Annotated in this window: 19 protein-coding genes and 1 pseudogene; 7 read left to right on the forward strand and 13 right to left on the reverse strand. The window is 70.1% G+C overall.

Annotation, left to right across the window (positions count from 1 at the left end; all coding sequences use genetic code 11):
- Positions 1-43: 43 nt before the first annotated feature.
- Positions 44-1,081 carry a branched-chain amino acid aminotransferase gene (locus K7B10_RS11915; protein WP_267501376.1) on the reverse strand — a complete coding sequence of 346 codons (1,038 nt, stop codon included), beginning with the start codon at positions 1,079-1,081 and terminating at the stop codon, positions 44-46.
- A 405-nt stretch (positions 1,082-1,486) separates the two neighbouring features.
- Here K7B10_RS11915 and K7B10_RS11920 point away from each other — a divergent pair, with 405 nt between their 5' ends.
- From K7B10_RS11920 to K7B10_RS11935, 4 genes and pseudogenes are all read left to right on the forward strand, one after another.
- A complete protein-coding gene (locus K7B10_RS11920; RefSeq protein ID WP_229336085.1) occupies positions 1,487-2,293 on the forward strand; it encodes an alpha/beta fold hydrolase in 807 nt (268 codons plus the stop codon).
- A 45-nt stretch (positions 2,294-2,338) separates the two neighbouring features.
- A complete protein-coding gene (locus K7B10_RS11925) occupies positions 2,339-3,040 on the forward strand; it encodes a formyltransferase family protein (protein ID WP_229336086.1) in 702 nt (233 codons plus the stop codon).
- Between the two features lie 109 nt (positions 3,041-3,149).
- A pseudogene (locus K7B10_RS11930) lies at positions 3,150-3,602 on the forward strand (ATP-binding cassette domain-containing protein); the annotation flags it as partial.
- Between the two features lie 56 nt (positions 3,603-3,658).
- On the forward strand, positions 3,659-4,987 hold the full coding sequence (locus K7B10_RS11935; RefSeq protein ID WP_229336087.1) for an Ig-like domain-containing protein: 1,329 nt from the start codon (positions 3,659-3,661) through the stop codon (positions 4,985-4,987).
- 426 nt (positions 4,988-5,413) lie between these two features.
- Here the strand turns inward: K7B10_RS11935 and K7B10_RS11940 are convergent, their stop codons facing one another.
- Together K7B10_RS11940 and K7B10_RS11945 are read right to left on the reverse strand one after the other, a co-directional pair.
- Positions 5,414-6,745 (reverse strand): class I SAM-dependent RNA methyltransferase, encoded by a 1,332-nt coding sequence (locus K7B10_RS11940; RefSeq protein ID WP_229336088.1) that lies wholly within the window; start codon positions 6,743-6,745, stop codon positions 5,414-5,416.
- 96 nt (positions 6,746-6,841) lie between these two features.
- Positions 6,842-8,890 carry an APC family permease gene (locus tag K7B10_RS11945; protein ID WP_229336089.1) on the reverse strand — a complete coding sequence of 683 codons (2,049 nt, stop codon included), beginning with the start codon at positions 8,888-8,890 and terminating at the stop codon, positions 6,842-6,844.
- Positions 8,891-9,099: 209 nt separating this feature from the next.
- Here K7B10_RS11945 and K7B10_RS11950 point away from each other — a divergent pair, with 209 nt between their 5' ends.
- Both K7B10_RS11950 and K7B10_RS11955 read left to right on the forward strand, forming a co-directional pair.
- Positions 9,100-9,768 carry a potassium channel family protein gene (locus K7B10_RS11950; protein WP_030154367.1) on the forward strand — a complete coding sequence of 223 codons (669 nt, stop codon included), beginning with the start codon at positions 9,100-9,102 and terminating at the stop codon, positions 9,766-9,768.
- Positions 9,765-10,427, forward strand: a complete 663-nt coding sequence (locus tag K7B10_RS11955; RefSeq protein ID WP_030859497.1) for a potassium channel family protein — start codon at positions 9,765-9,767, stop codon at positions 10,425-10,427. Before K7B10_RS11950 ends, K7B10_RS11955 begins: the two co-directional genes overlap by 4 nt.
- A 65-nt stretch (positions 10,428-10,492) precedes the next feature.
- Here the strand turns inward: K7B10_RS11955 and K7B10_RS11960 are convergent, their stop codons facing one another.
- The 7 genes from K7B10_RS11960 to K7B10_RS11990 form a co-directional block, all read right to left on the reverse strand.
- Positions 10,493-11,227, reverse strand: coding sequence for a DUF3159 domain-containing protein (locus tag K7B10_RS11960; RefSeq protein ID WP_229336090.1), 735 nt, complete (start codon positions 11,225-11,227; stop codon positions 10,493-10,495).
- Between the two features lie 3 nt (positions 11,228-11,230).
- A complete protein-coding gene (locus K7B10_RS11965; RefSeq protein WP_078621928.1) occupies positions 11,231-11,650 on the reverse strand; it encodes an OB-fold nucleic acid binding domain-containing protein in 420 nt (139 codons plus the stop codon).
- 24 nt (positions 11,651-11,674) lie between these two features.
- Positions 11,675-12,361, reverse strand: a complete 687-nt coding sequence (locus tag K7B10_RS11970; RefSeq protein ID WP_229336091.1) for a response regulator — start codon at positions 12,359-12,361, stop codon at positions 11,675-11,677.
- The gene (locus K7B10_RS11975; RefSeq protein WP_229336092.1) at positions 12,358-14,982 is read right to left on the reverse strand and encodes a DUF4118 domain-containing protein; all 2,625 of its coding nucleotides are present in this window, start codon (positions 14,980-14,982) and stop codon (positions 12,358-12,360) included. The genes K7B10_RS11970 and K7B10_RS11975 overlap by 4 nt, the downstream gene beginning before the upstream one ends.
- A 163-nt stretch (positions 14,983-15,145) precedes the next feature.
- Positions 15,146-15,925, reverse strand: a complete 780-nt coding sequence (locus K7B10_RS11980) for a DUF3710 domain-containing protein (RefSeq protein ID WP_030859504.1) — start codon at positions 15,923-15,925, stop codon at positions 15,146-15,148.
- Position 15,926: 1 nt separating this feature from the next.
- Positions 15,927-16,463, reverse strand: coding sequence for a dUTP diphosphatase (dut, locus tag K7B10_RS11985; protein WP_030859505.1), 537 nt, complete (start codon positions 16,461-16,463; stop codon positions 15,927-15,929).
- Positions 16,463-17,047, reverse strand: coding sequence for a PaaI family thioesterase (locus K7B10_RS11990; protein WP_229336093.1), 585 nt, complete (start codon positions 17,045-17,047; stop codon positions 16,463-16,465). The genes dut and K7B10_RS11990 overlap by 1 nt, the downstream gene beginning before the upstream one ends.
- Positions 17,048-17,105: 58 nt before the next feature.
- Here K7B10_RS11990 and K7B10_RS11995 point away from each other — a divergent pair, with 58 nt between their 5' ends.
- On the forward strand, positions 17,106-17,561 hold the full coding sequence (locus K7B10_RS11995; protein WP_229336094.1) for a DUF3093 domain-containing protein: 456 nt from the start codon (positions 17,106-17,108) through the stop codon (positions 17,559-17,561).
- A gap of 72 nt (positions 17,562-17,633) precedes the next feature.
- Here K7B10_RS11995 and K7B10_RS12000 read toward each other — a convergent pair whose 3' ends face one another.
- The 3 genes from K7B10_RS12000 to K7B10_RS12010 form a co-directional block, all read right to left on the reverse strand.
- A complete protein-coding gene (locus K7B10_RS12000) occupies positions 17,634-18,569 on the reverse strand; it encodes an EcsC family protein (RefSeq protein ID WP_229336095.1) in 936 nt (311 codons plus the stop codon).
- Between the two features lie 12 nt (positions 18,570-18,581).
- Positions 18,582-18,878, reverse strand: a complete 297-nt coding sequence (locus K7B10_RS12005) for a DUF4193 domain-containing protein (RefSeq protein WP_030154344.1) — start codon at positions 18,876-18,878, stop codon at positions 18,582-18,584.
- A gap of 383 nt (positions 18,879-19,261) precedes the next feature.
- Positions 19,262-20,506, reverse strand: coding sequence for a sensor histidine kinase (locus tag K7B10_RS12010; protein ID WP_030859513.1), 1,245 nt, complete (start codon positions 20,504-20,506; stop codon positions 19,262-19,264).
- Positions 20,507-20,511 lie beyond the last annotated feature (5 nt).

Raw genomic sequence — 20,511 nt, forward strand, 5'->3', positions numbered from 1 at the left:
AGCTAAGGGACAGAAGAGGTGGAGCCCGCGAAACGCGGGGGAGTCAGTCGACGAGGTGCATCCACCGGTGGGAATCCGGCCGGCGGCCGTACTGGATTCCCTGGAGCGCCTCGGACAGCGCGGCGGTGACCGGGCCGACGGACCCGTCCGCGATCTGCCAGGAGGCGCCGGCCGTGCGGACCTGCCCGACGGCCCGGACGCCCGCGGCGGTGCCGGAGGCGAAGACTTCCGTGATCCGTCCGCTCCGGCAGTCGTCCTGCCATTCGCCGACCGACACGCGGTCTTCCAGGACCTTCAGTCCCATCTCCCCGGCCAGGACGGTCAGGGAGTCCCGGGTCACTCCGGGCAGCAGGCTTCCCGACAGCGGCGGGGTGACCAGTTCGTGCGACCGGCCCGACGTCCGGACGAAGAAGAGGTTCGTGGCGCCCAGTTCCTCGACCCAGCGCAGCTCGGCCGGGTCCAGCCACACCACCTGATCGCATCCGTTGTCCTGAGCCACCGCCTGGGCACGCAGGGCCCCCGCGTAATTGCCGGCGCACTTGACGCTGCCGGTTCCGCCGACGGCGGCGCGGGGGTGGTCCTCGTTCACCCAGACCTTCAACGGCCTCGGCTCGCGGCCGAAGAGCGCGTCGGTGACGAAGGCGATGAGGAGGAACCGGTACTCGCGGGCCGGACGCACGGCCAGGTCCGGCTCACTGGCGAACATGACCGGACGCAGGTAGAGAGTGGCCGAGGAATCACCGGGAACGGAGCCCTGGTCCTGGCGTACCAGCTCGTCGAGTGCCTCGAGGAAGACCGCGTCGGGGAGCTCCGGCATCATCATGCGGCGCGCGGACGTACGAAAACGTCGGGCGTGGTCCTCGGGGCGGAACACGGCCATTCGACCGTCGGCGCGACGGAATGCCTTGAGCCCCTCGAAGATGACCTGACCGTAGTGGAGACCGACCATCGCCGGACTCATGGGTATGGCTGCGTGGGGCAGCAGTTCAGGGCTTTCCCAACCACTCCCCTCGCGCCAGTTCGCCACGACCATGTGGTCCGTGAACGCCGAACCGAACGGATAGCCGACAGGAGACGGCAATGCCCCAACCCCTTATTGGACGGATGATTGACCTTTTGGCCGAGAACGAGCCGGCGGATGGGGTACCGCATTACCGGGAAAACACCCACCGCGGAAGATCATCCAGAATCTAACCTGATGCATCCAATCAGGCCAGCATGGCCGAACACTCTGTCACTAATCCTCAGCCCACATCCGACATCACACGCAAGTCGGGCGAACCGATTGGGCCATAAGGGGCAAATCAACCGGATGCTCGCACGAGGGGCGGTGGACGAATGCAATTGACAGAAGCCGCCGAACAGGCTTCTCTTTATCCCCGTCGGCAGGTCCACCACTCCTGCAACAGCCGGTCGGGTGAGGCACGTCACGGGTTGGAACTGACCCGGTACCCGACACGCACCCACCGGATCACACGAGGATCGAATGGCTGTAATATCCGCCAATGGAATTGATCTCAGCTACACGGAATCCGGATCCGGAGATCCCGTCCTGTTGGTGATGGGAACGGGTGGCCGCGGGCACGTGTGGAACCTCCATCAGGTTCCGGCGCTGCACCGGGCCGGATATCGGACCATCACCTTCGACAACCGCGGCATATCGCCCTCTTCGACGCCGGACCGCTTCACTCTCGACGATATGGTCGGGGACACCGTCGCGCTCATCGAAAAGCTGGGTCTGGCACCGTGCCGTATCGTCGGGGTGTCACTCGGGGCGTTCATCGCACAGGAACTCCTCGTCATCCGTCCCGAATTGGTGGACCAGGCCGTTCTGATGGCCACGCGCGGTCGTACCGACGTGCTGCGGGCGGCGATGTCGGAGGCCGATCTCGCCGCGTGCGACGCGGCCGGCCGGCCGTCGGGACAAGAGGCCGTCAGCCGCGTCCTGCAGAACCTCTCGCCCCGCACGCAGAACGACGACGCCCTGGTACGGGACTGGCTGGACCTCTTCGAGATGTCACCGCAGTACCACCCGGGCGCACGGGCCCAATTGGCCTTGGACAGGATCCCGGACCGCCGCTCCGCATACGCGGGGATCCGGACCCCCACCCTGGTGATGTCCTTCCGCGACGACGTCATCTGCCCGCCCCACCTCGGACGGGAGGTGGCCGACGTCATTGCGGGCAGCCAGTACGTGGAGGTGGCGGACAGCGGACATCTCGGTTACCTGGAGCGACCCGAAGCGGTCAATTCCGAGATAGTGAAGTTCTTTTCCGACCATCGGCGACGATGATTTTTCAGTTCTGCCACCTTCGGCACCGCGCGCTTAGGGGAACGAGTGAACATTTACATATCAGGACGCGGATTCTTCGCGGTGGAGGTGGCGGAGGCCCTCGTGGACGCCGGCCACCACGTGGTCGGCGTGGCCTCTCCGGCGCTCCGCGACGGCCACTCCGACGAGAGCAGCGCCCTTTCATGGGACCGGCTCCGCTCGTGGGCCTTTCCGCGGGACGTTCCGTGGACGGACTCCAAGACGCTGCGGGCCCGCCACCTGCCCGACTCGGTGGACATCATCCTCGCCGCCCATTCCCACGCGTTCATCGGCCGCGAGACGCGCGCCCGGGCCAAGGTTGCGGCCATCGGCTACCACCCCAGCCTGCTGCCCCTGCACCGCGGCCGGGACGCCATCCGCTGGACCATCCGGGACGGTGACAAAGCGGCCGGCGGAACCGTCTACCACCTGACGGAGCGCACCGACGGCGGCCCGATCGCGGCCCAGGAACACGTCCTGGTCCCCCGCGGGTCGACGGCCCGGAGCCTGTGGCGCGAGCATCTGGCCCCGCTCGGGGTGCACTTGCTGCTGCGCGTGGTGAACGACCTCGCGCAGGGCCGTCGGGTCGAGGTGCCGCAGGACGACGAACTGGCCACGTGGGAACCCGCCATGGATTCGGCCCCGCTCTTCAAGCCCGAACTCATCGCCCTGCCCGGCAGCGCGTCGGACGCCGTCGTCAGCGACAGCTGGGCGCTGCGCACGGGGTGAGGCCGCATTCCCCTCCGGGGGTGCGAAAACCGGACGACGCGACTGGCTGAATTCCATCGCCGGTCGGCTCCTCGAAAGGCCGGCCGCACTCATCCAATAGGCTTGCACCATGGCAGAGTTGATTTACGCAATGCGCAACGTCCGTAAGGCGCACGGCGACAAGGTAATTCTTGACAACGCGACGCTTTCCTTTCTCCCGGGAGCGAAGATCGGTGTGGTCGGCCCGAACGGCGCCGGCAAGTCCACCGTTCTGAAGATCATGGCGGGCCTGGAGCAGCCCTCCAACGGCGAGGCCTACATCACCTCCGGCTTCACCGTCGGCATCCTCATGCAGGAGCCCCGGCTCGACGAGTCGAAGACGGTCCTGGAGAACGTCCAGGACGGCGCGGCCGAGACCATGAAGAAGGTCAAGCGGTACAACGAGGTCGCCGAGCTGATGGCGACGGACTACTCGGACGCCCTCCTCGACGAGATGGGCAAGCTGCAGGAGGACCTGGACCACGCCAACGCGTGGGACCTGGACGCCCAGCTGGAGCAGGCCATGGACGCGCTGGGCTGCCCAGCGGCACCCCCACCGGAACCGTCACCTTCACCGGCCCCGGCGGACTGAACACCACGGTGCCACTGAACGCCAGTGGCACGGCATGCGTCACCACCAACAGCCTCGCCAGCGGCACGGTCACGGCCGTCTACAACGGCGACGGATGCTTCTCCGCGTCGACCGGCACCGCGCCGGTGACGGTCAACCAGGCAGCCAGCACCACCGCCGTATCGGTAACCCCCAACCCCTCGGTATGCGGCCAGACCGTGACCGTCTGCGCCACCGTCACCCCAGTGGCACCCGGCAGCGGCACCCCCACAGGGACGGTCACCTTCACCGGGGCCGGACTGAACACCACGGTGCCACTGAACGCCGGCGGCACGGCATGCGTCACCACCAACAGCCTCGCCAACGGCACGGTCACGGCCGTCTACAACGGCGACGGATGCTTCTCCGCGTCGACCGGCACCGCGCCGGTGACGGTCAACCAGGCAGCCAGCACCACCGCCGTATCGGTAACCCCCAACCCCTCGGTATGCGGCCAGACCGTGACCGTCTGCGCCACCGTCACCGCAGTCGCACCCGGCAGCGGCACCCCCACCGGAACCGTCACCTTCACCGGCCCCGGCGGACTGAACACCACGGTGCCACTGAACGCCAGCGGCAAGGCATGCGTCACCACCAGCAGTCTCACCAACGGCACGGTCACGGCCGTCTACAACGGCAACGGATGCTTCAAGCCGTCGACGGGCACGACGGGCGTGACCGTGAACAATGCCCAGACCACGACCGCGCTCACCATCACCCCCAACCCCGCGGTCTGCGGCAGGCCGGTGACGTTCTGCGCCACAGTCACGACCAACGCACCGGGCAGCGGCACTCCCACAGGGACGGTCACCTTCACCGGTCCCGGCGGCTTCAGCCAGACCGTGGCGCTCAACGCGAGCGGCACGGCCTGCGTCACCACCACCGCGGGCACCAGTGGCATGGTGACCGCCGTCTACAACGGAGGCCCCTGCCACAGTCCCTCCGCCGCGGCGGCGAACCTGACCGTGAACCCGGCTCCCACGACGCTGACGGCGGCCCCGGCGCAGATCCGCCTGCGGACGAACGGCACATTCGTCATCCCGTCGATGAGCGCTACGCTCAAGGTCACCTCCAGCGCCGCTCCGCTCCCGGGACAACTGGTCACCTTCAAGGCGAACACGCCGCTCGGGCCCATCGCCCTCGGGACCGCGCTCACCAACGCCAGCGGGGTGGCGACACTGGCACCGCCGATGCTGCCGGTTCCCAGCACGGTGATCACGGCGACGAGCTACACCGCGTCCTTCGCGGGGACGAGCTGCTACGCCTCGTCCTCCGTGACGGCGCCGCTGACACCCGTCCTCCTCCCGCTCCTTCCCTGACCGAACGCCGGTCACCGCTCCGGGATCCACGGGCCGGGGCGGGGCCGGCTGACCGGGGCGGCAGCCGCCGACCCGGTCAGCCGGCGACCGTGAAGACACACGTGGTGCTTGGAGATGGGCCGGGGCGGCGCCGACGAAGGACTCGGCGTCGCCCCGGCCCGCTGCGCGGGCCGCCCTGCGCCGGCATCGCCCCGTCGCCCTGTCCTGCCTCCAGGTCCGACTGACCCACCGCGACCGCAAGAGGTCATCGGAACGGTGTCAGCCTGGGCGTCAGCAACCTGAGCCGCGCCCGGACGACGCGAGCGGAGACCAAGATGGTCCAACCGGAACTGCAGGTCAGGCGCGGATAGCCGAACAGTCACGCGCTTCACCTGTTGGACGGGCGGAAACAGGTGAAGCGGACAGCGACCAGCACAAAACCGCAGGTCAGGTGGCCTTCGCGATCGGCTCCAGGATGGCGACGCACTCCATGTGGTGCGTCATCGGGAAGAGGTCGAAGACGCGGAGGGTGCGGGGCTTGTAGCCGGCCTCCTTGAAGTAGCCGAGGTCGCGGGCCAGGGCCGCCGGGTCGCAGGCCACGTACGCGATGCGGCGGGCGGAGAGGCCCGCGATGTGGCGGACCGTCTGCTTGCCCGCGCCCGCGCGCGGCGGGTCCAGGACGACCAGGTCGCATTCCGTGATGCCGGTCTTCGGGAGGATCTGCTCGACCTTGCCCTGCTCGATGCGGACCCGGGGGAAGTCCGCCAGGTTGTGCCGGGCGTCCTCGACCGCGCGCTTCGTGGACTCGATGCCGAGCACCGCGCCCGTCTCGCCCAGGCGTTCGGCGAGGGCGCCCGCGAAGATGCCGACGCCGCAGTAGAGGTCGAGGGCCATCTCGCCCTTGCGCGGCATCAGGCCCTGCATGACGGCCTTGATCAGGGTGTCGGCGGCCTGCGGGTGGACCTGCCAGAAGCCGCCCATGCCGACGCGGTACGTACGGCCGTCCGCGCGCTCGCGCACGAAGGGGCGGCCGTGGACCCGGTGGACCCCGCCGTCCTTCTCCTCGACCCGCAGGACCGAGACCGGCTTGTCGAGCTCGACCAGCGGGAGGCGGCCGCCCGGGCGCGGGGTCAGGACGACCTGGCGGTCCTGGGAGCCGGTCGCGGCGATCGCCTCGACCGTGGCCATCTGGGGCCAGTCCTGCTTCTCGATGCCCAGCTCGCTGACGCCCGGCGCCGCGATCATGCAGTGGTCGACCGGCTCGATGTCGTGCGAGCGGTGCTTGCGCAGGCCCGCGTTGCCGTCCTCGTCGATCGCGAACTGGACGCGGGTGCGCCACTGCGGGACCTGACCGGCCGGCAGCTTGTCGCCCTCGGCCGGCATGACCGTGCCGTCCCAGCCGGCCTCCTCCGGGGTGAGCCCGGCGAGCCGCAGCAGCTGCTCGGCGACGACCTCGCCCTTGAGCCGGCGCTGGGCGCCCGGCTTGGCGTGCTGCCAGTCGCAGCCGCCGCACTTGCCGGGACCGGCGTACGGGCACGGGGCCTCGACCCGGTCCTTGGAGGCGTCGAGGACGGTGATCGCGTCGGCGCGCAGGAAGCGGGAGTCCGACTCGCCCTCGGTGACCTTGGCGATCACCTTCTCCCCCGGGAGGGTGTGCCGGACGAAGAGGACGCGGCCGTCGGCGGTGCGGGCGATGCAGTGGCCGCCGTGCGCGACGGGACCGACCTCGACCTCGTACTCCTCCCCGACCAAGGACTGCTTCTCGTTCTGCTCGGTCATGGTGGGGAGGCTCCAAAACATAAAGGGGAACGGCCGGACGACCGACCCACCAGTTTACGTGGATCTCGTCCGGCCGTTCGCCACACCGGGGCGGCGCTACTTGCCCGCGCGGTCCTTCGGGCGCGGGGTGTCCACCGGTCCGCGGCGCACCGCGCCCGGGGCGTTCCAATCCTGCCGCTTCTTCGCCCGCCTCTTGGCGAGCTCCGAGGACTCCAGCTGGTACGGCACCGAGGTGACCATCACGCCGGGGGTGAAGAGCAGGCGGCCCTTGAGCCGCAGCGCGCTCTGGTTGTGCAGCAGGTGTTCGTACCAGCGGCCGACGACGTACTCCGGGATGTACACGCTGACGGCGTCGCGCGGGTTCTCGCTGCGCAGACCCTTGACGTACTCGACCACCGGGCGGGTGATCTCGCGGTACGGGGAGTCGAGGATCTTGAGCGGCACGTTGATCCCGCGCCGCTCCCACTCGTCCTTCAGCGCCTTCGTCTCGACCGGGTCGACGCTGATGCTGAGCGCTTCCAGGGTGTCCGAGCGGGTCAGCTTGGCGAAGGCCAGGGCGCGCAGCGTGGGCTTGTGCACCTTGGAGACCAGGACGATGGAGTGGACCCGCGAGGGCCGCACGCTGTCGTCACTGGGGCCCTCGGCGGCGGCGATCTCGGTGGCGACCCGGTCGTAGTGCTTGCGGATCGCGGACATCGTGCCGTAGAAGATCACCATGCCCAGCAGGGCGACCCAGGCGCCGTGCGTGAACTTGGTGGCGAGGACCACGACGAGCACCAGGCCCGTGAAGATCGCGCCGAAGGTGTTGATCGCCCGGGAGCGGTGCATCCGGCGCCGCGCGGCCTGGTCCTTCTCGGTCCGCAGGTGGCGGTTCCAGTGCCGGACCATGCCGATCTGGCTCAGCGTGAAGGAGACGAACACGCCGACGATGTAGAGCTGGATCAGCTTGGTGGAGTCGGCGTCGTAGATCCACACGAGCAGGATGGCCGCGCCCGCGAGCAGCACGATGCCGTTCGAGAAGGCGAGCCGGTCACCGCGGGTGTGCAGCTGGCGCGGCAGGTAGCGGTCCTGGGCGAGGATCGAGCCGAGCAGCGGGAAGCCGTTGTACGCGGTGTTCGCGGCCAGGAACAGCACGAGCGCGGTGGCGGTGGCCAGCACGATGAACAGGAAGCTGCCGTTGCCGAAGACGGCCTCGGCCACCTGGGAGATCACCGGGTGCTGGACGAACTCGGGGCCGACGGGGACGCCGTTGTCCAGGAGGTTGGTCGCGGGCGCCTCGGCCATCTTCACGTCGGTGGCCATGGCCAGGCCGATGATCCCGCAGAACATGGTGACCGCGAGGGCTCCCATGAGGGCGAGGGTGGAGGCGGCGTTCTTGCTCTTGGGCTTGCGGAAGGCGGGGACGCCGTTGCTGATCGCCTCGACACCGGTCAGGGCGGCACATCCGGAGGAGAAGGCCCGCAGCAGCAGGAAGACCAGCGCGAAGCCGGCCAGCCCCTGGTGTTCGGCCTTGATCTCCAGGTGGGCCGTCGGAGCCTGCATGGTGTCGCCGGCGACCAGACCGCGCCAGGCGCCCCAGGCGATCATCACGAAGACGGCTCCGACGAACACGTACGTCGGAATGGCGAAGAGCTTCCCGGATTCCTTCACACCGCGCAGATTCATCAGCGTGAGCAGCAGAATCATGATCACCGCGGAGAGCACCTTGTGCTCGATGACGAAATCCACGGCGGAGCCGAGATTCTCGACTCCGGAGGAGATCGACACGGCGACGGTCAGGACGTAGTCGACGAGCAGCGCGCTCGCGACGGTGAGTCCGGCCTTCGGCCCGAGATTGGTGTTGGCGACCTCGTAGTCACCGCCGCCGCTGGGGTACGCGTGCACGTTCTGGCGGTACGAGGCGACCACGGTGAACATCAGCACGACGACCGCGAGGGCGATCCAGGGGCTGAAGTGGTACGCCGACACGCCCGCGATCGACAGGACCAGCAGAACCTCGCCAGGGGCATATGCCACCGAGGAGAGGGGGTCGGAAGCGAACACAGGAAGGGCGATCCGCTTGGGGAGGAGCGTTTCCCCGAGGCGGTCGCTGCGTAGCGCCCGGCCGATCAGGATCCGTTTGGGCACGTCGGTCAGTTTGGACACGCAGAGGATCGTAAGCGTTCGAAATCGGCCTGACGAACCCCCCGCCCGTATTACAGGGCAATGACACCCGCATTGAGACCCCGCGCGTGCCGCAAAGGTCACATGGGGGACCGCCCGTGTGTAGCTTGGGCCATGGTCTGAGACCCTGTGAAGCCAGAGCATGCAATGAGGCTGGGAACCAGCGAGCGCTGACAGCCGGAAGGACGGCCGTGCACATCGTCATTATGGGCTGCGGAAGAGTGGGCTCCGCCCTCGCGCAGACCTTGGAACAGCAGGGGCATACGGTCGCTGTCGTCGACCAGGACCCCACCGCATTCCGCCGGCTGGGAGCCGGATTCGGCGGGCGCCGCGTCACCGGGGTCGGCTTCGACCAGGACACGCTGCGCGAGGCCGGGATCGAGGAAGCGGGCGCCTTCGCAGCCGTCAGCAGTGGTGACAATTCCAACATCATCGCCGCCCGCGTGGCGCGCGAGATGTTCGGTGTCGAGAACGTCGCCGCCCGCATCTACGACCCCAAGCGCGCCGAGGTCTACCAGCGCCTGGGCATCCCCACCGTCGCGACCGTGCGGTGGACCGCCGACCAGATGCTGCGCCGGCTGCTGCCGTCCGGGGCCGAGCCGCTGTGGCGCGACCCGAGCGGCGGGGTCCAGCTCGCCGAGGTGCACACCTCCGCCGCCTGGATCGGCCACAAGGTCAGCAAGCTGCAGGAGGAGACCGGGGTCCGCGTGGCGTTCCTCACCCGACTGGGCGAGGCCATGCTGCCGACCTCCCAGACGGTGCTGCAGGAGGGCGACCTCGTCCACGTGATGATGCGTACGGACGAAATCGACAAGGTCGAGGCGTCCTTCGCCGAGGGCCCCGAGGAGGCACACGCATGAGGGTCGCGATCGCCGGAGCCGGCGCGGTGGGCCGTTCCATCGCGGGCGAGCTGCTGGAGAACGGGCACGAGGTGCTCCTCGTCGACAAGGCTCCGACCGCCATCTCCGTGGAGCGGGTGCCGCAGGCCGAGTGGCTGCTGGCCGACGCCTGCGAGATCACCTCGCTCGACGAGGCCGCGCTGCAGCGCTGCAACGTCGTCATCGCCGCCACCGGCGACGACAAGGTCAACCTGGTCGTCTCCCTGCTGGCCAAGACCGAGTACGGGGTCCCCCGGGTCGTGGCGCGGGTCAACAACCCGAAGAACGAGTGGCTCTTCAACGAGTCCTGGGGCGTCGACGTCGCGGTCTCCACGCCGCGTCTGATGTCGGCCCTGGTCGAGGAGGCCGTCAGCGTCGGCGACCTCGTACGGCTGCTCCGCTTCAGCCACGGCGACGCCAACCTCGTCGAGCTGACCCTGCCCGCCGACTCCTCGGTCGCCGGCACCCAGATCAGCGAGATCACCTGGCCCGAGGACACCTCGCTGGTCACGATCATCCGCGGCAACCGGGTCCTGACCCCGCACGGCGAGGAGACCCTGGAGCCGGGCGACGAACTGCTGTTCGTGGCCGCGCAGGCCCGTGAGGAGCAGCTGGAGGACCTCCTCCAGGCCCGTCACTGACGGACGCGCGCGTGAAGGGGGCGGGCAGCCGGTCGGCTGCCCGCCCCCTTCACGTGGGCACTACGTCACTTGGCGTGCTTGGCCTGGGTCTTGCGGGCCTTCTCCGCGGCCTCCTCGGCCTCCCACTCGGCGATCACGTCGATCGGCGGCGGCGCCTTCGCCAGGAAGACCCACGTGAAGTACACCGCGAGCACCATCGGCGGCAGCTTCAGCGCGATCAGCACCCAGCCCAGCTGCGTCGCGTCGCCCCACCAGTACAGCGGGAAGAGGATCGCGTACTTCGCCAGGAAGATGAGTCCCCAGGCCAGACTGGCCTTGGTGTACGCCTTCTTCCGCCCGGGGTTGCGCGTCCGCCAGGACAGGTTCTCCTTGAACACCGGCCCCAGGATGACGCCCAGCAGCGGGAACCCGACCAGCGCGGACAGCGTGAAGGCCACGCCCAGCCCGGCGCCGTAGATCATGCCGGGCAGGTAGAAGCCCTTGGCGGTGCCGGTGAACAGGGCGAAGGCCACGCCGACGCCCACGCCGAAGACCCCGCTGAACGCGTGCTTGACGGTGTCCTTGCGCAGCAGCCGCACGATCACGAGCAGGACGGCGACCGCGCCCGCCGCGATCGCGGACATCTTCACGTCCTTGTTGACCGTGTAGATCATCACGAAGAGCAGCCCGGGGAGCATCGTCTCCACGGTGCCCCGCACGCCTCCGAACGCGTCGAAGAGCGCCGCCTGCGTCACGGCCTTCTGGTCCGCGGTCGGTTCGCCCGAGGGATCCGGGGTGATCGGTTTGTCGAGTGACGTCACCGGCTAGTGCTCCTGTCCGAGCGGTCGGAGTTCGTACTTCGGGTTGAAGAGGACCCGGCGGCCGTGGCTCATCGCGATCCGCCCGGAGGCGATCATGCGCCGGCCCGGTTCGATTCCCACGATCGAGCGACGCCCGAGCCAGACCACGTCCAGCGCCGCCGAGCCGTCGAAGAGCTCCGCCTCCAGGGCGGGCACCCCGGCGCGCGGCCGGAGGGTGACGGTACGCAGGGTTCCCGTCACCTTGACTATCTGGCGGTCGTGGGAGTCGCAGATCCGCGTGCACCCCGCGGCTTCTGCGGCCTCCTGCAGTTCCGCCGAATGCAGCTCCTCCTGCGAGGTGGACAGCCGCTCTATCATCCGCCGGAACCGGCCCGCCGGCCTGACCGGCTTGACGGACTTCTCGGGACGCGGTTCAGCACTCATACAGGAAGCGTACCGGCGCCCGCACTACCTCTCGAAGCGGTATCCCATGCCCGGTTCCGTGATGAAGTGCCGCGGATGCGAAGGGTCCGCCTCCAGCTTGCGCCGCAGCTGGGCCATGTAGACCCGCAGGTAGTTGGTCTCGGTGCCGTACGAGGGACCCCAGACCTCCTGCAGGAGCTGCTTCTGGCTGACCAGCTTGCCCCCGTTGCGGACCAGCACCTCCAGCAGGTGCCACTCGGTGGGCGTCAGGCGTACGTCGCGCCCCTCGCGCACGGCCTTCTTGGCGGCCAGGTCCACCATGAAGCCCTCGGTCTCCACGATCACCTCGTCCTCGCCGGAGCCCGTGCCCGGCTCGGCCCGGCGGACGGCGGCGCGCAGCCGCGCCAGCAGCTCGTCCATCCCGAAGGGCTTGGTGACGTAGTCGTCGGCCCCGGCGTCCAGGGCCTCGACCTTCTCGTCGGAGCTGTGCCGCGCCGAGAGGACCAGGATCGGCACCCGGGTCCAGCCGCGCAGGCCCTTGATCACCTCGACCCCGTCCATGTCGGGCAGGCCCAGGTCGAGGACGACCACGTCGGGGTGGCGGGCCGCCGCGAGCTCCAGGGCCTGGGCCCCGTCCGCCGCGGCGTCGACCTCGTACTTGCGCGCCTTCAGATTGATCACGAGGGCTCGGACGATCTGCGGCTCGTCGTCCACCACGAGCACCCGGGTCATTGAGGTCCTGCTTTCTGTCGTATGGGGTCGAGATCGATGGGTTCGGTGCCGTCGGCGCCGATGCCGTCGGCGCCGGCGCCCGCGAGGCCGCCGTCCGCGGGGTGTCGCGGTCCACTGTCGCGCGGCGCGGCGCGCAGCGTGAGCACCATGGTCAGTCCGCCGCCGGGGGTGTCCTCGGCCGCCAGGGTGCCGTCCATGGCCTCGGCGAAGCCCCGGGCCACCGCGAGGCCGAGGCCGACCCCGGTGCCGCGCGGGGCGTCCCCGTGCCGCTGGAAGGGGGCGAAGATCCGGTCCTTGGCCTCGTCGGGGACTCCGGGCCCGCGGTCCACGACGCGTACCTCGACCCGGTCGCCCAGGTGGCTCGCCCGGACCAGCACCCGCTCGTCGGCCGGGCTGTACTTGACGGCGTTCTCCACCACGTTGGCCACGGTCCGCTCCAGCAGCCCGGGGTCCACGGCCACCATCGGCAGCGTCTCGGGGACGTCCAGCACCACGCTGTCCTCCGGTACGCCGCCCAGCGCCATCGGGACCACCTCGTCGAGGTCGATCTCCCGGATCAGCGGGGTCACCGTGCCGGTCTGCAGCCGGGACATGTCGAGCAGGTTGCCCACCAGGTGGTCGAGCCGGTCGGCGCCGTCCTCGATGCCTTCGAGGAGCTCGGCCCGGTCCTCCTCGGACCAGTCCACGTCGTCGGCGCGCAGGGAGGACACGGAGGCCTTGATGGAGGCCAGCGGCGTACGGAGGTCATGGCTGACGGCGGCCAGCAGCGCGGTCCGGATCCGGTTTCCCTCGGCGAGCCGGCGGGCCTCCTCCGCCTCCCCGACCAGCCGCTTCCGGTCCAGGACGACGGCGGCCTGGGCGGCGAAGGCGCCGAGCACGCGGCGGTCCTCGGCGGGCAGCACCCGGCCGGACAGGGCCAGTGCCATGTGGTCCCCGATGGGCATGTCCACATCGGCTTCCTCGGGGCGGCCGACCGGGCGCGGACCGACGCTGCCGGCCCGTTTCCAGGGCTCGACGTCGCTCGTGCGCTCCAGCAGCGCCACGGACTCCATGGCGAAGGTCTCGCGCACCCGCTCGAGCAGCGCGTCCAGCGAGGTCTCGCCGCGCAGCACGCTGCCGGCCAGGAAGGAGAGGATCTCGGACTCGGCGCGCAGCCGGGCGGCCTGGTGGGTGCGCCGGGCGGCCAGGTCCACCACGGAGGCCACGGAGACCGCCACTCCGAAGAAGACGGCGATGGCCACGATGTTCTTCGGGTCGGAGACGGTGAACCGGTGGACCGGCGGGGCGAAGAAGTAGTTCAGCAGCAGCGAACCGAAGGCGGCCGAGGCCAGCGCCGGCCAGAGCCCGCCCAGCAGGGCGGCGGCCACGGTCAGCGCGAGGAACAGCAGCATCTCGTTGGCGAGGCCCGGGTCGGCGTTCACGTGCGTGAGCAGGACGGCCAGCAGGGCGGGGAAGAGGATCCCGACGATCCAGCCGGCGATGATCCGGGGGCGGCCGAGCCGGGCGGCCGAGCGGACCACGGGCAGTCCGCGGCCCCGGGCGACCTCCTCGTGCGTGACGATGTGCACGTCGAGGTCGGGCCCCGAGTCGCGGGCCACGGTGGCGCCGACGCCGGGGCCGAAGACGTACTGCCAGGCCTTGCGGCGGCTGGAGCCGAGCACGATCTGGGTGGCGTTGACCCCGCGGGCGAATTCGAGCAGCGCGTCCGGGATGTCGTCGCCGATCACATGGTGAAACGTTCCGCCCAGGTCTTCGACCAGCGTCCGCTGGACCGCGAGCTCCTTCGGCGAGGCTGCCGTCAGCCCGTCGCTGCGGGCGATGTAGACGGCGAGGATCTCGCTGCCGGAGCCCTTCGCGGCCATCCGGGAGGCGCGGCGGATGAGCGTACGGCCCTCGGGCCCGCCCGTGAGCCCGACGACGATCCGCTCGCGGGCCTGCCAGGTGGAGCGGATGCCGTGCTCCCCCCGGTACTGCTGGAGGTACTCGTCGGCCCGGTCGGCCACCCACAGCAGCGCGAGCTCGCGCAGGGCGGTGAGGTTCCCGGGCCGGAAGTAGTTGGACAGGGCCGCGTCGACCTTGTCGGACTGGTAGACGTTCCCGTGCGCCATCCGCCGGCGCAGCGCCTGCGGGGACATGTCGACGAGCTCGATCTGGTCGGCCCGCCGCACCACCTCGTCCGGCACGGTCTCCCGCTGCCGCACCCCGGTGATGGACTCCACCACGTCGCCGAGCGACTCCAGGTGCTGGATGTTCACGGTGGACACGACGTCGATGCCCGCCCGCAGCAGCTCCTCCACGTCCTGCCAGCGCTTGGCGTTGCGCGAGCCCGGCACGTTGGTGTGGGCGAGCTCGTCCACGAGCGCGATCGCCGGCCGGCGCGCCAGCACGGCGTCCACGTCCATCTCGGTGAAGCCGGCGCCCCGGTACGAGAGCTCCTTGCGCGGGACCTGTTCCAGCCCGTGCAGCATCACCTCGGTGCGCGGCCGCCCGTGGTGCTCGACGAAGCCGACGACGCAGTCGCTCCCCCGCTCCACCCGGCGATGGGCCTCGGACAGCATCGCGTACGTCTTGCCCACACCGGGCGCCGCGCCGAGGTAGATCCGTAGCTTGCCGCGTCCCATGCGCCCATTCTCGGGGACGTTTGCGCCGATCACGCACTTTCGGGGCCCGTCCGCCCATCCCTGACGGATTCCTGACACCCGGGGCCGCGATGCGCGGGTACGACAGCGGGCCGTACCCCCGGAGGAGTACGGCCCGCGGCCGGAAACGGTCGGTCAGGACCGGTCAGCGGACCTCGGTGATCGTCGGACCCTGCTCCAGCTGTCCCATGCCGCCGGAGAAGCGCGAGCCCTCCTGGTCCTCGGTCTGCACGCCGTCCGGCACCATCTGGGCGTCGTTCGGCAGCTTCAGCACGATCGGGTCGCGCGGAGCCATCGGGCCGTCGCCGCGCACGATGACGGTCTCGCGGAAGATCTGCTCCAGCACGCCCGCCGACTCGGGGCGCACCGCACCCTGGCCGGAGATGACGCCGCGCAGGAACCAGCGCGGGCCGTCGACGCCGACGAAACGGACCAGCTGGGCGCCGGTCTGGCCGTCGGGCATCGGTACGGGCACCTGGGCGCGCAGCTCCCAGCCCAGCGGACCCTCGACCTCGTCGATGATGCCGCCCTGCTGGGTGATGCCGGTGGCGATCTCCTCGCGGACCTCGCCCCAGATGCCTTCCTTCTTGGGCGCCGCGAAAGCCTGCAGCTGTACGGCGCTGTCGCCGAGGACGACCGTCGCGGCGACGATCGCGTCACCGGCGACCTCGACGCGCAGCTCCATGCCCTCGACACCCGGTACGAGAATGCCGCCCAGGTCGACGCGACCCTCCTCGGGTGCACCGGGCACCTCGGAGACGTCCCACGGGCCGTCGGGCCGCGGGGCCGGCGGCAGATTCACCCTGCGGGGCGCGGAGTCGAGCTCCTCGCCACCGTCCTGCTCATCGGCAGCCACGCCGTCCACGACCTGCTCGGCCGCGCCGCCGTCCTTGGCGGAGTCGTTCTTCTTGCGACGTCCGAACACGTCACTGTCCTTCCCGGTCGGATACGACCGAAGCGTAGCCATTCCCACCCTGCTGACCAGCGCCGGATCCGGCCACGGCCGCATGACCGCCGGTGGAGCCGAAACCCCCCTCGGCCCGCGCCGAGCCGGGAAGTTCCGCCACCTCGTGGAAGCGCACCTTCTCGACCCTCTGGACAACCAGCTGGGCAATGCGGTCGAAGCGCTCGAACCGGACGCTCTCGCGCGGGTCGAGATTGACCACGATCACCTTGATCTCCCCACGGTACCCGGCATCCACCGTCCCCGGGGCATTCACGAGCGCGAGCCCGCAGCGAGCGGCCAGGCCCGAGCGCGGGTGCACGAAGGCCGCGTACCCGTCGGGCAGGGCGATGGACACCCCCGTGGGCAGTACGGTGCGCTCGCCGGGCTCCAGCACGGCCGCCTCGGTGGTCACCAGATCGCAGCCGGCGTCGCCGGGGTGGCCGTACGCGGGCAGGGGCACCTCGGGGTCGACACGCTTGATGAGCACGTCGACCGGCGCGTGGTTGTTCTCAGACATCAGGGGTTCACCTCGAAGGCGCGTGTGCGCCTGACCTGGTCCGGGTCGGACATCGCCGCCCGGATCTCCTCGGGTCGACCGTTGTCGATGAAGTGGTCGACCTTCACCTCGATGAAGAGCGCGTCGGCGCGCACGGCGACCGGGCCCTCGGGCCCGCCTATACGGCCGATCGCGGTGGAGTAGATCTTGCGCCCGGCGACGGCGGTCACCTCGGCCTCCAGGTACAGCACGGTGCCCACGGGCACGGGCCGCACGAAGTCCGTCTCCAGCCGTCCGGTCACCGCGATGACGCGCAGCAGCCAGTTCAGGGAGCCCAGCGTCTCGTCGAGCGCGGTGGCGAGCACGCCGCCGTGGGCGAGGCCGGGGGCGCCCTGGTGCGCGGGCTTGACGGTGAACTCGGCGCTGACGCGGACGCCCTCCCCGGCACGGGCCTCCAGATGGAGTCCGTGCGGCTGGCCCTCGCCGCAGCCGAAGCAGTGCCCGTAGTGCGCACCGAGCAGCTCGCCGGGTGCCGGGGCGTCGGGGTGCCGGACCGGTGCGGCGGCATCGGCCGGAGGCGTCAACGCTGTGTTTCGTCCACTCACAGGCGCAGACCTTACCCGCGCCGCTACCCGCCGGTCGCCTCGTGGCAGGCTTGGTCGTATGCAGCTCTCCCCCGCGCACCACGACGAACGTCTGACCGCCCCCCGCTCCTGGTGGGCCATCGCCGTGCTCATCGGCCTCGCGTGCGCGCTGATGCTGCTGCCGCTGGGCACGCTGCCGCTGCTGGCGGGGCTGGTCGGGGGCACGGCGCTGGCCGGGATGCTGGTCAGTTCGTACGGCTCCGCGCGCGTGCGCGTGGTGAACGGTGCGCTGGCGGCCGGTGAGGCGCGGATCCCCGTGGCCGCCCTGGGCGAGCCCGAGGTGCTGGACGCGCAGGAGGCGCGCGCCTGGCGCACGCACAAGGCGGACGCGCGCGCCTTCATGCTGCTGCGCAGCTACGTGCCGACGGCGGTGCGCATCCCGATCACCGACCCGCAGGACCCGACTCCGTACGCCTACGTCTCGACGCGCGAGCCGCAGGCGCTGGTGAAGGCGATCCGCTCGGCCAAGGGCTGACGGATACGGCCGCGGCCCGGCCCGCGCCGGGGCTCAGGCCACCCGAGCGGGCCGGTGACTCAGGCCGGTGACTCAGGCCGGTGGCCAGTCGCGTGGGTCTTCGATGACGACCCTGCCCTCGAGTGCGGCCCTGGTGGCCTCGGGAAGGGGCTGGGAGGGCTGCTCAAGGGGCGGGAGCTGCGGGAGGGAGTCCCAGGCCACGGCCCGGCTCCGCAGGTCGGCACGGACCTTCTCGGCGAGTTTGCGGGTGTCGCGGTGGTTCATGACCGCGCCGACGGTGGCGCCCACCATGAACGGCATCAGGTTGGGCAGGTTGCGGAAGGTCCGCTTCAAGATCTGTTGGCGCAGTTCGCGCTTCATCTGACCGCCGAGCGCGATGTTCAGCGTCGTCGGCTTGGTCAGGTCCACCCCGCGCTCCTCCGTCCACGCGGTCAGGTAGGCGAGGCTGCGTTCCTTGATGTTCCCGGCCGGCCGCTGGCCGTACACCTCGTGGAGCTCCGCGACGAGCTTCAGCTCGATGGCGGCGACCCCGGTGATCTCCGCGGCCAGTTCGGCGGGCATGGCGGGCGGCACCGGCAGCATGGCCGCCGCTCCGATGCCCGCGCCGATCGTGGAGGTGCCGTACGCGGCGCCCGCGATCAGCTTGTCGGCAAGCTGATCGGGACCGAGGCCCGGGAACTGCGCGCGCAGGGTCGCGAGATCCCGAACCGGAACGCGCGGTGCGTTCTCGATCACACGGTCCGTGATGTGCAGGACGGCGGCCCTGGCATGTTCGCCGCCCTTGCGCACACCGCTTTTGACGGCTTGCAGCCGACGAGCCCCGGACCTGCGCCGGGCTCCCTCGCCGGACTCTGCGGCCGACGGCACCGCCGCGGCGGTGCCGGACGACACGGCGGGTTCGCCGGAGGCTGCGGGGCCCGTTTCCGGGCCCGTGGCCACCTCTTGCGCCTCCGCCGGATCACCAGCTTTTCGGAAGCGTCGCTTCCGAAACGGTGTCGAGCCGGTCACGGCCGACGCCTCTCAGTCGCAGTCGCGGCAGATCGGCTGACCGTTCTTCTCGCGTGCCAGCTGGCTGCGGTGGTGCACCAGGAAGCAGCTCATGCAGGTGAACTCATCGGCCTGCTTGGGGAGCACCCGAACGGCCAGTTCCTCGTTGGAGAGGTCTGCGCCGGGGAGCTCCATGCCCTCCGCCGCGTCGAAGTCGTCGACGTCGACGCTCGAAGACGACTTCTCGTTACGCCGGGCCTTCAGCTCTTCAATGCTGTCGTTGTCGACGTCGTCGTCGGTCTTGCGTGGGGTGTCGTAGTCCGTTGCCATTTTTCGCTCTCCCCCTCTGGGATTTAGCGGTGTCTCAGCGCACGTAACGCGCGAGAGGCCGGACTTGTGCCCGACCTGAGGCGGAGATTTTGCCTCACATCAAGGTCTGTTACTCAATCGACACCCAGCCGCACGCCTGAAGGAGCAATTGGCTGGGATGACGACCGGGACCGTACACGGTCCGGGGGCCGTCTTGCACAAACGCCACCCCGTGTATTTCCCGCCGTTCGAGGGGCGGGAAACCCGGACTTCCCGGGCTTTCCGGCCCTCTGTGGGGTCACTGAACGCACACGCCCCGACACTCGACAATGTGATCGATCACACAGGCACCACCTTCGCCACCCCCTCACCATTCAGCCAAGAGCGAACAAGCGGGCTGGGACTCACAGGGGCAAAGTGACACGCATCACGAGGCCACCGCCCTCGCGCGGCGTCGCGGAGATCCGCCCGCCGTGCGCGCGGGCCACAGAGCGCGCGATCGACAGGCCGAGCCCCACACCCTTGTCACTGCCCGTGCGCTCCGTACGCAGCCGTCTGAAGGGCTCGAAGAGGTTGTCCACCTCGTACGCGGGAACCACGGGACCCGTGTTCGAGACGATGAGGATCGCCTGGCCGTGCTGGGACTCGGTGGTGACCTCCACCCAGCCGTCCTCCGGCACGTTGTACCGGACGGCGTTCTGCACCAGGTTGAGCGCGATCCGCTCCAGCAGGACGCCGTTGCCCTGGACCACGGCGAGCGCGCGCTCGCCGCGGATCTCCACGCCCTTCACCGCGGCCTCCCCGCGCGCCTGGTCGATGGCGCGCGAGGCGACCTCCGCCAGGTCCACGGGTTTGCGCTCGACTATCTGGTTGTCGCTGCGGGCCAGCAGCAACAGGCCCTCGACGAGCTGCTCGCTGCGCTCGTTGGTGGCCAGCAGCGTCTTGCCCAGCTGCTGGAGCTCCACCGGCGCACCCGGGTCCGACAGGTGCACCTCCAGCAGCGTCCGGTTGATGGCGAGGGGCGTGCGCAGCTCGTGCGAGGCGTTCGCGACGAACCGCTGCTGGGCGGTGAAGGCCCGCTCCAGCCGGTCGAGCATCTCGTCGAAGGTGTCGGCGAGCTCCTTGAGCTCGTCGTCCGGCCCGTCCAGCTCGATCCGCCGGGTCAGGTCGGAGCCGACCACCCGGCGGGCGGTCCGGGTGATCTTGCCGAGCGGCGAGAGCACCCGCCCGGCCATCGCGTAGCCGAAGGCGAAGGCGATGATGCTGAGGCCGAGCAGGGCCATCAGCGACCGGCTGAGCAGGTCGTCCAGCGCGTGCCGGCGCTGCTCCAGGATGCAGGTGTTGATCACGGAGTTGAACTGGTCGGGCGTCTGGCCCGTACCGATCACGCCGGGGCAGCTGCTGGTGACCTTGATGTCCCTGCCGTCGAGGATCTTGAACGGCAGGCCGTTGCCCTCCCGCAGCGCCTGCGCCGCCAGCAGGTAGATGATCGACAGCAGCAGGATGCCGGCGATCAGGAACATCCCGCCGTACAGCAGCGTGAGGCGTATGCGGATGGTCGGCCGCAGCCAAGGGAAGGGACCCTCGGGCTGGCCGGGGTCCCAGGTCGGTCTCGGCGGCACCGTGGGCGGTGCCGGGGTCGCCGCCACCCGCG

The organism is Streptomyces flavotricini (assembly GCF_020639365.1).
GTDB classification, from domain to species: domain Bacteria; phylum Actinomycetota; class Actinomycetes; order Streptomycetales; family Streptomycetaceae; genus Streptomyces; species Streptomyces flavotricini.

Excerpts from the sequence above, each read along its gene's own strand:
- K7B10_RS11995 (WP_229336094.1), top strand. The coding sequence starts at position 17,106 with ATGCAGCTCTCCCCCGCGCACCACGACGAACGTCTGACCGCCCCCCGC.
- K7B10_RS11940 (WP_229336088.1), bottom strand. The coding sequence starts at position 6,745 with ATGACCGAGCAGAACGAGAAGCAGTCCTTGGTCGGGGAGGAGTACGAG.
- K7B10_RS11975 (WP_229336092.1), bottom strand. The coding sequence starts at position 14,982 with ATGGGACGCGGCAAGCTACGGATCTACCTCGGCGCGGCGCCCGGTGTG.
- K7B10_RS11920 (WP_229336085.1), top strand. The coding sequence starts at position 1,487 with ATGGCTGTAATATCCGCCAATGGAATTGATCTCAGCTACACGGAATCC.
- K7B10_RS11970 (WP_229336091.1), bottom strand. The coding sequence starts at position 12,361 with ATGACCCGGGTGCTCGTGGTGGACGACGAGCCGCAGATCGTCCGAGCC.
- K7B10_RS11965 (WP_078621928.1), bottom strand. The coding sequence starts at position 11,650 with ATGAGTGCTGAACCGCGTCCCGAGAAGTCCGTCAAGCCGGTCAGGCCG.
- dut (WP_030859505.1), bottom strand. The coding sequence starts at position 16,463 with ATGTCTGAGAACAACCACGCGCCGGTCGACGTGCTCATCAAGCGTGTC.
- K7B10_RS11955 (WP_030859497.1), top strand. The coding sequence starts at position 9,765 with ATGAGGGTCGCGATCGCCGGAGCCGGCGCGGTGGGCCGTTCCATCGCG.
- K7B10_RS12005 (WP_030154344.1), bottom strand. The coding sequence starts at position 18,878 with ATGGCAACGGACTACGACACCCCACGCAAGACCGACGACGACGTCGAC.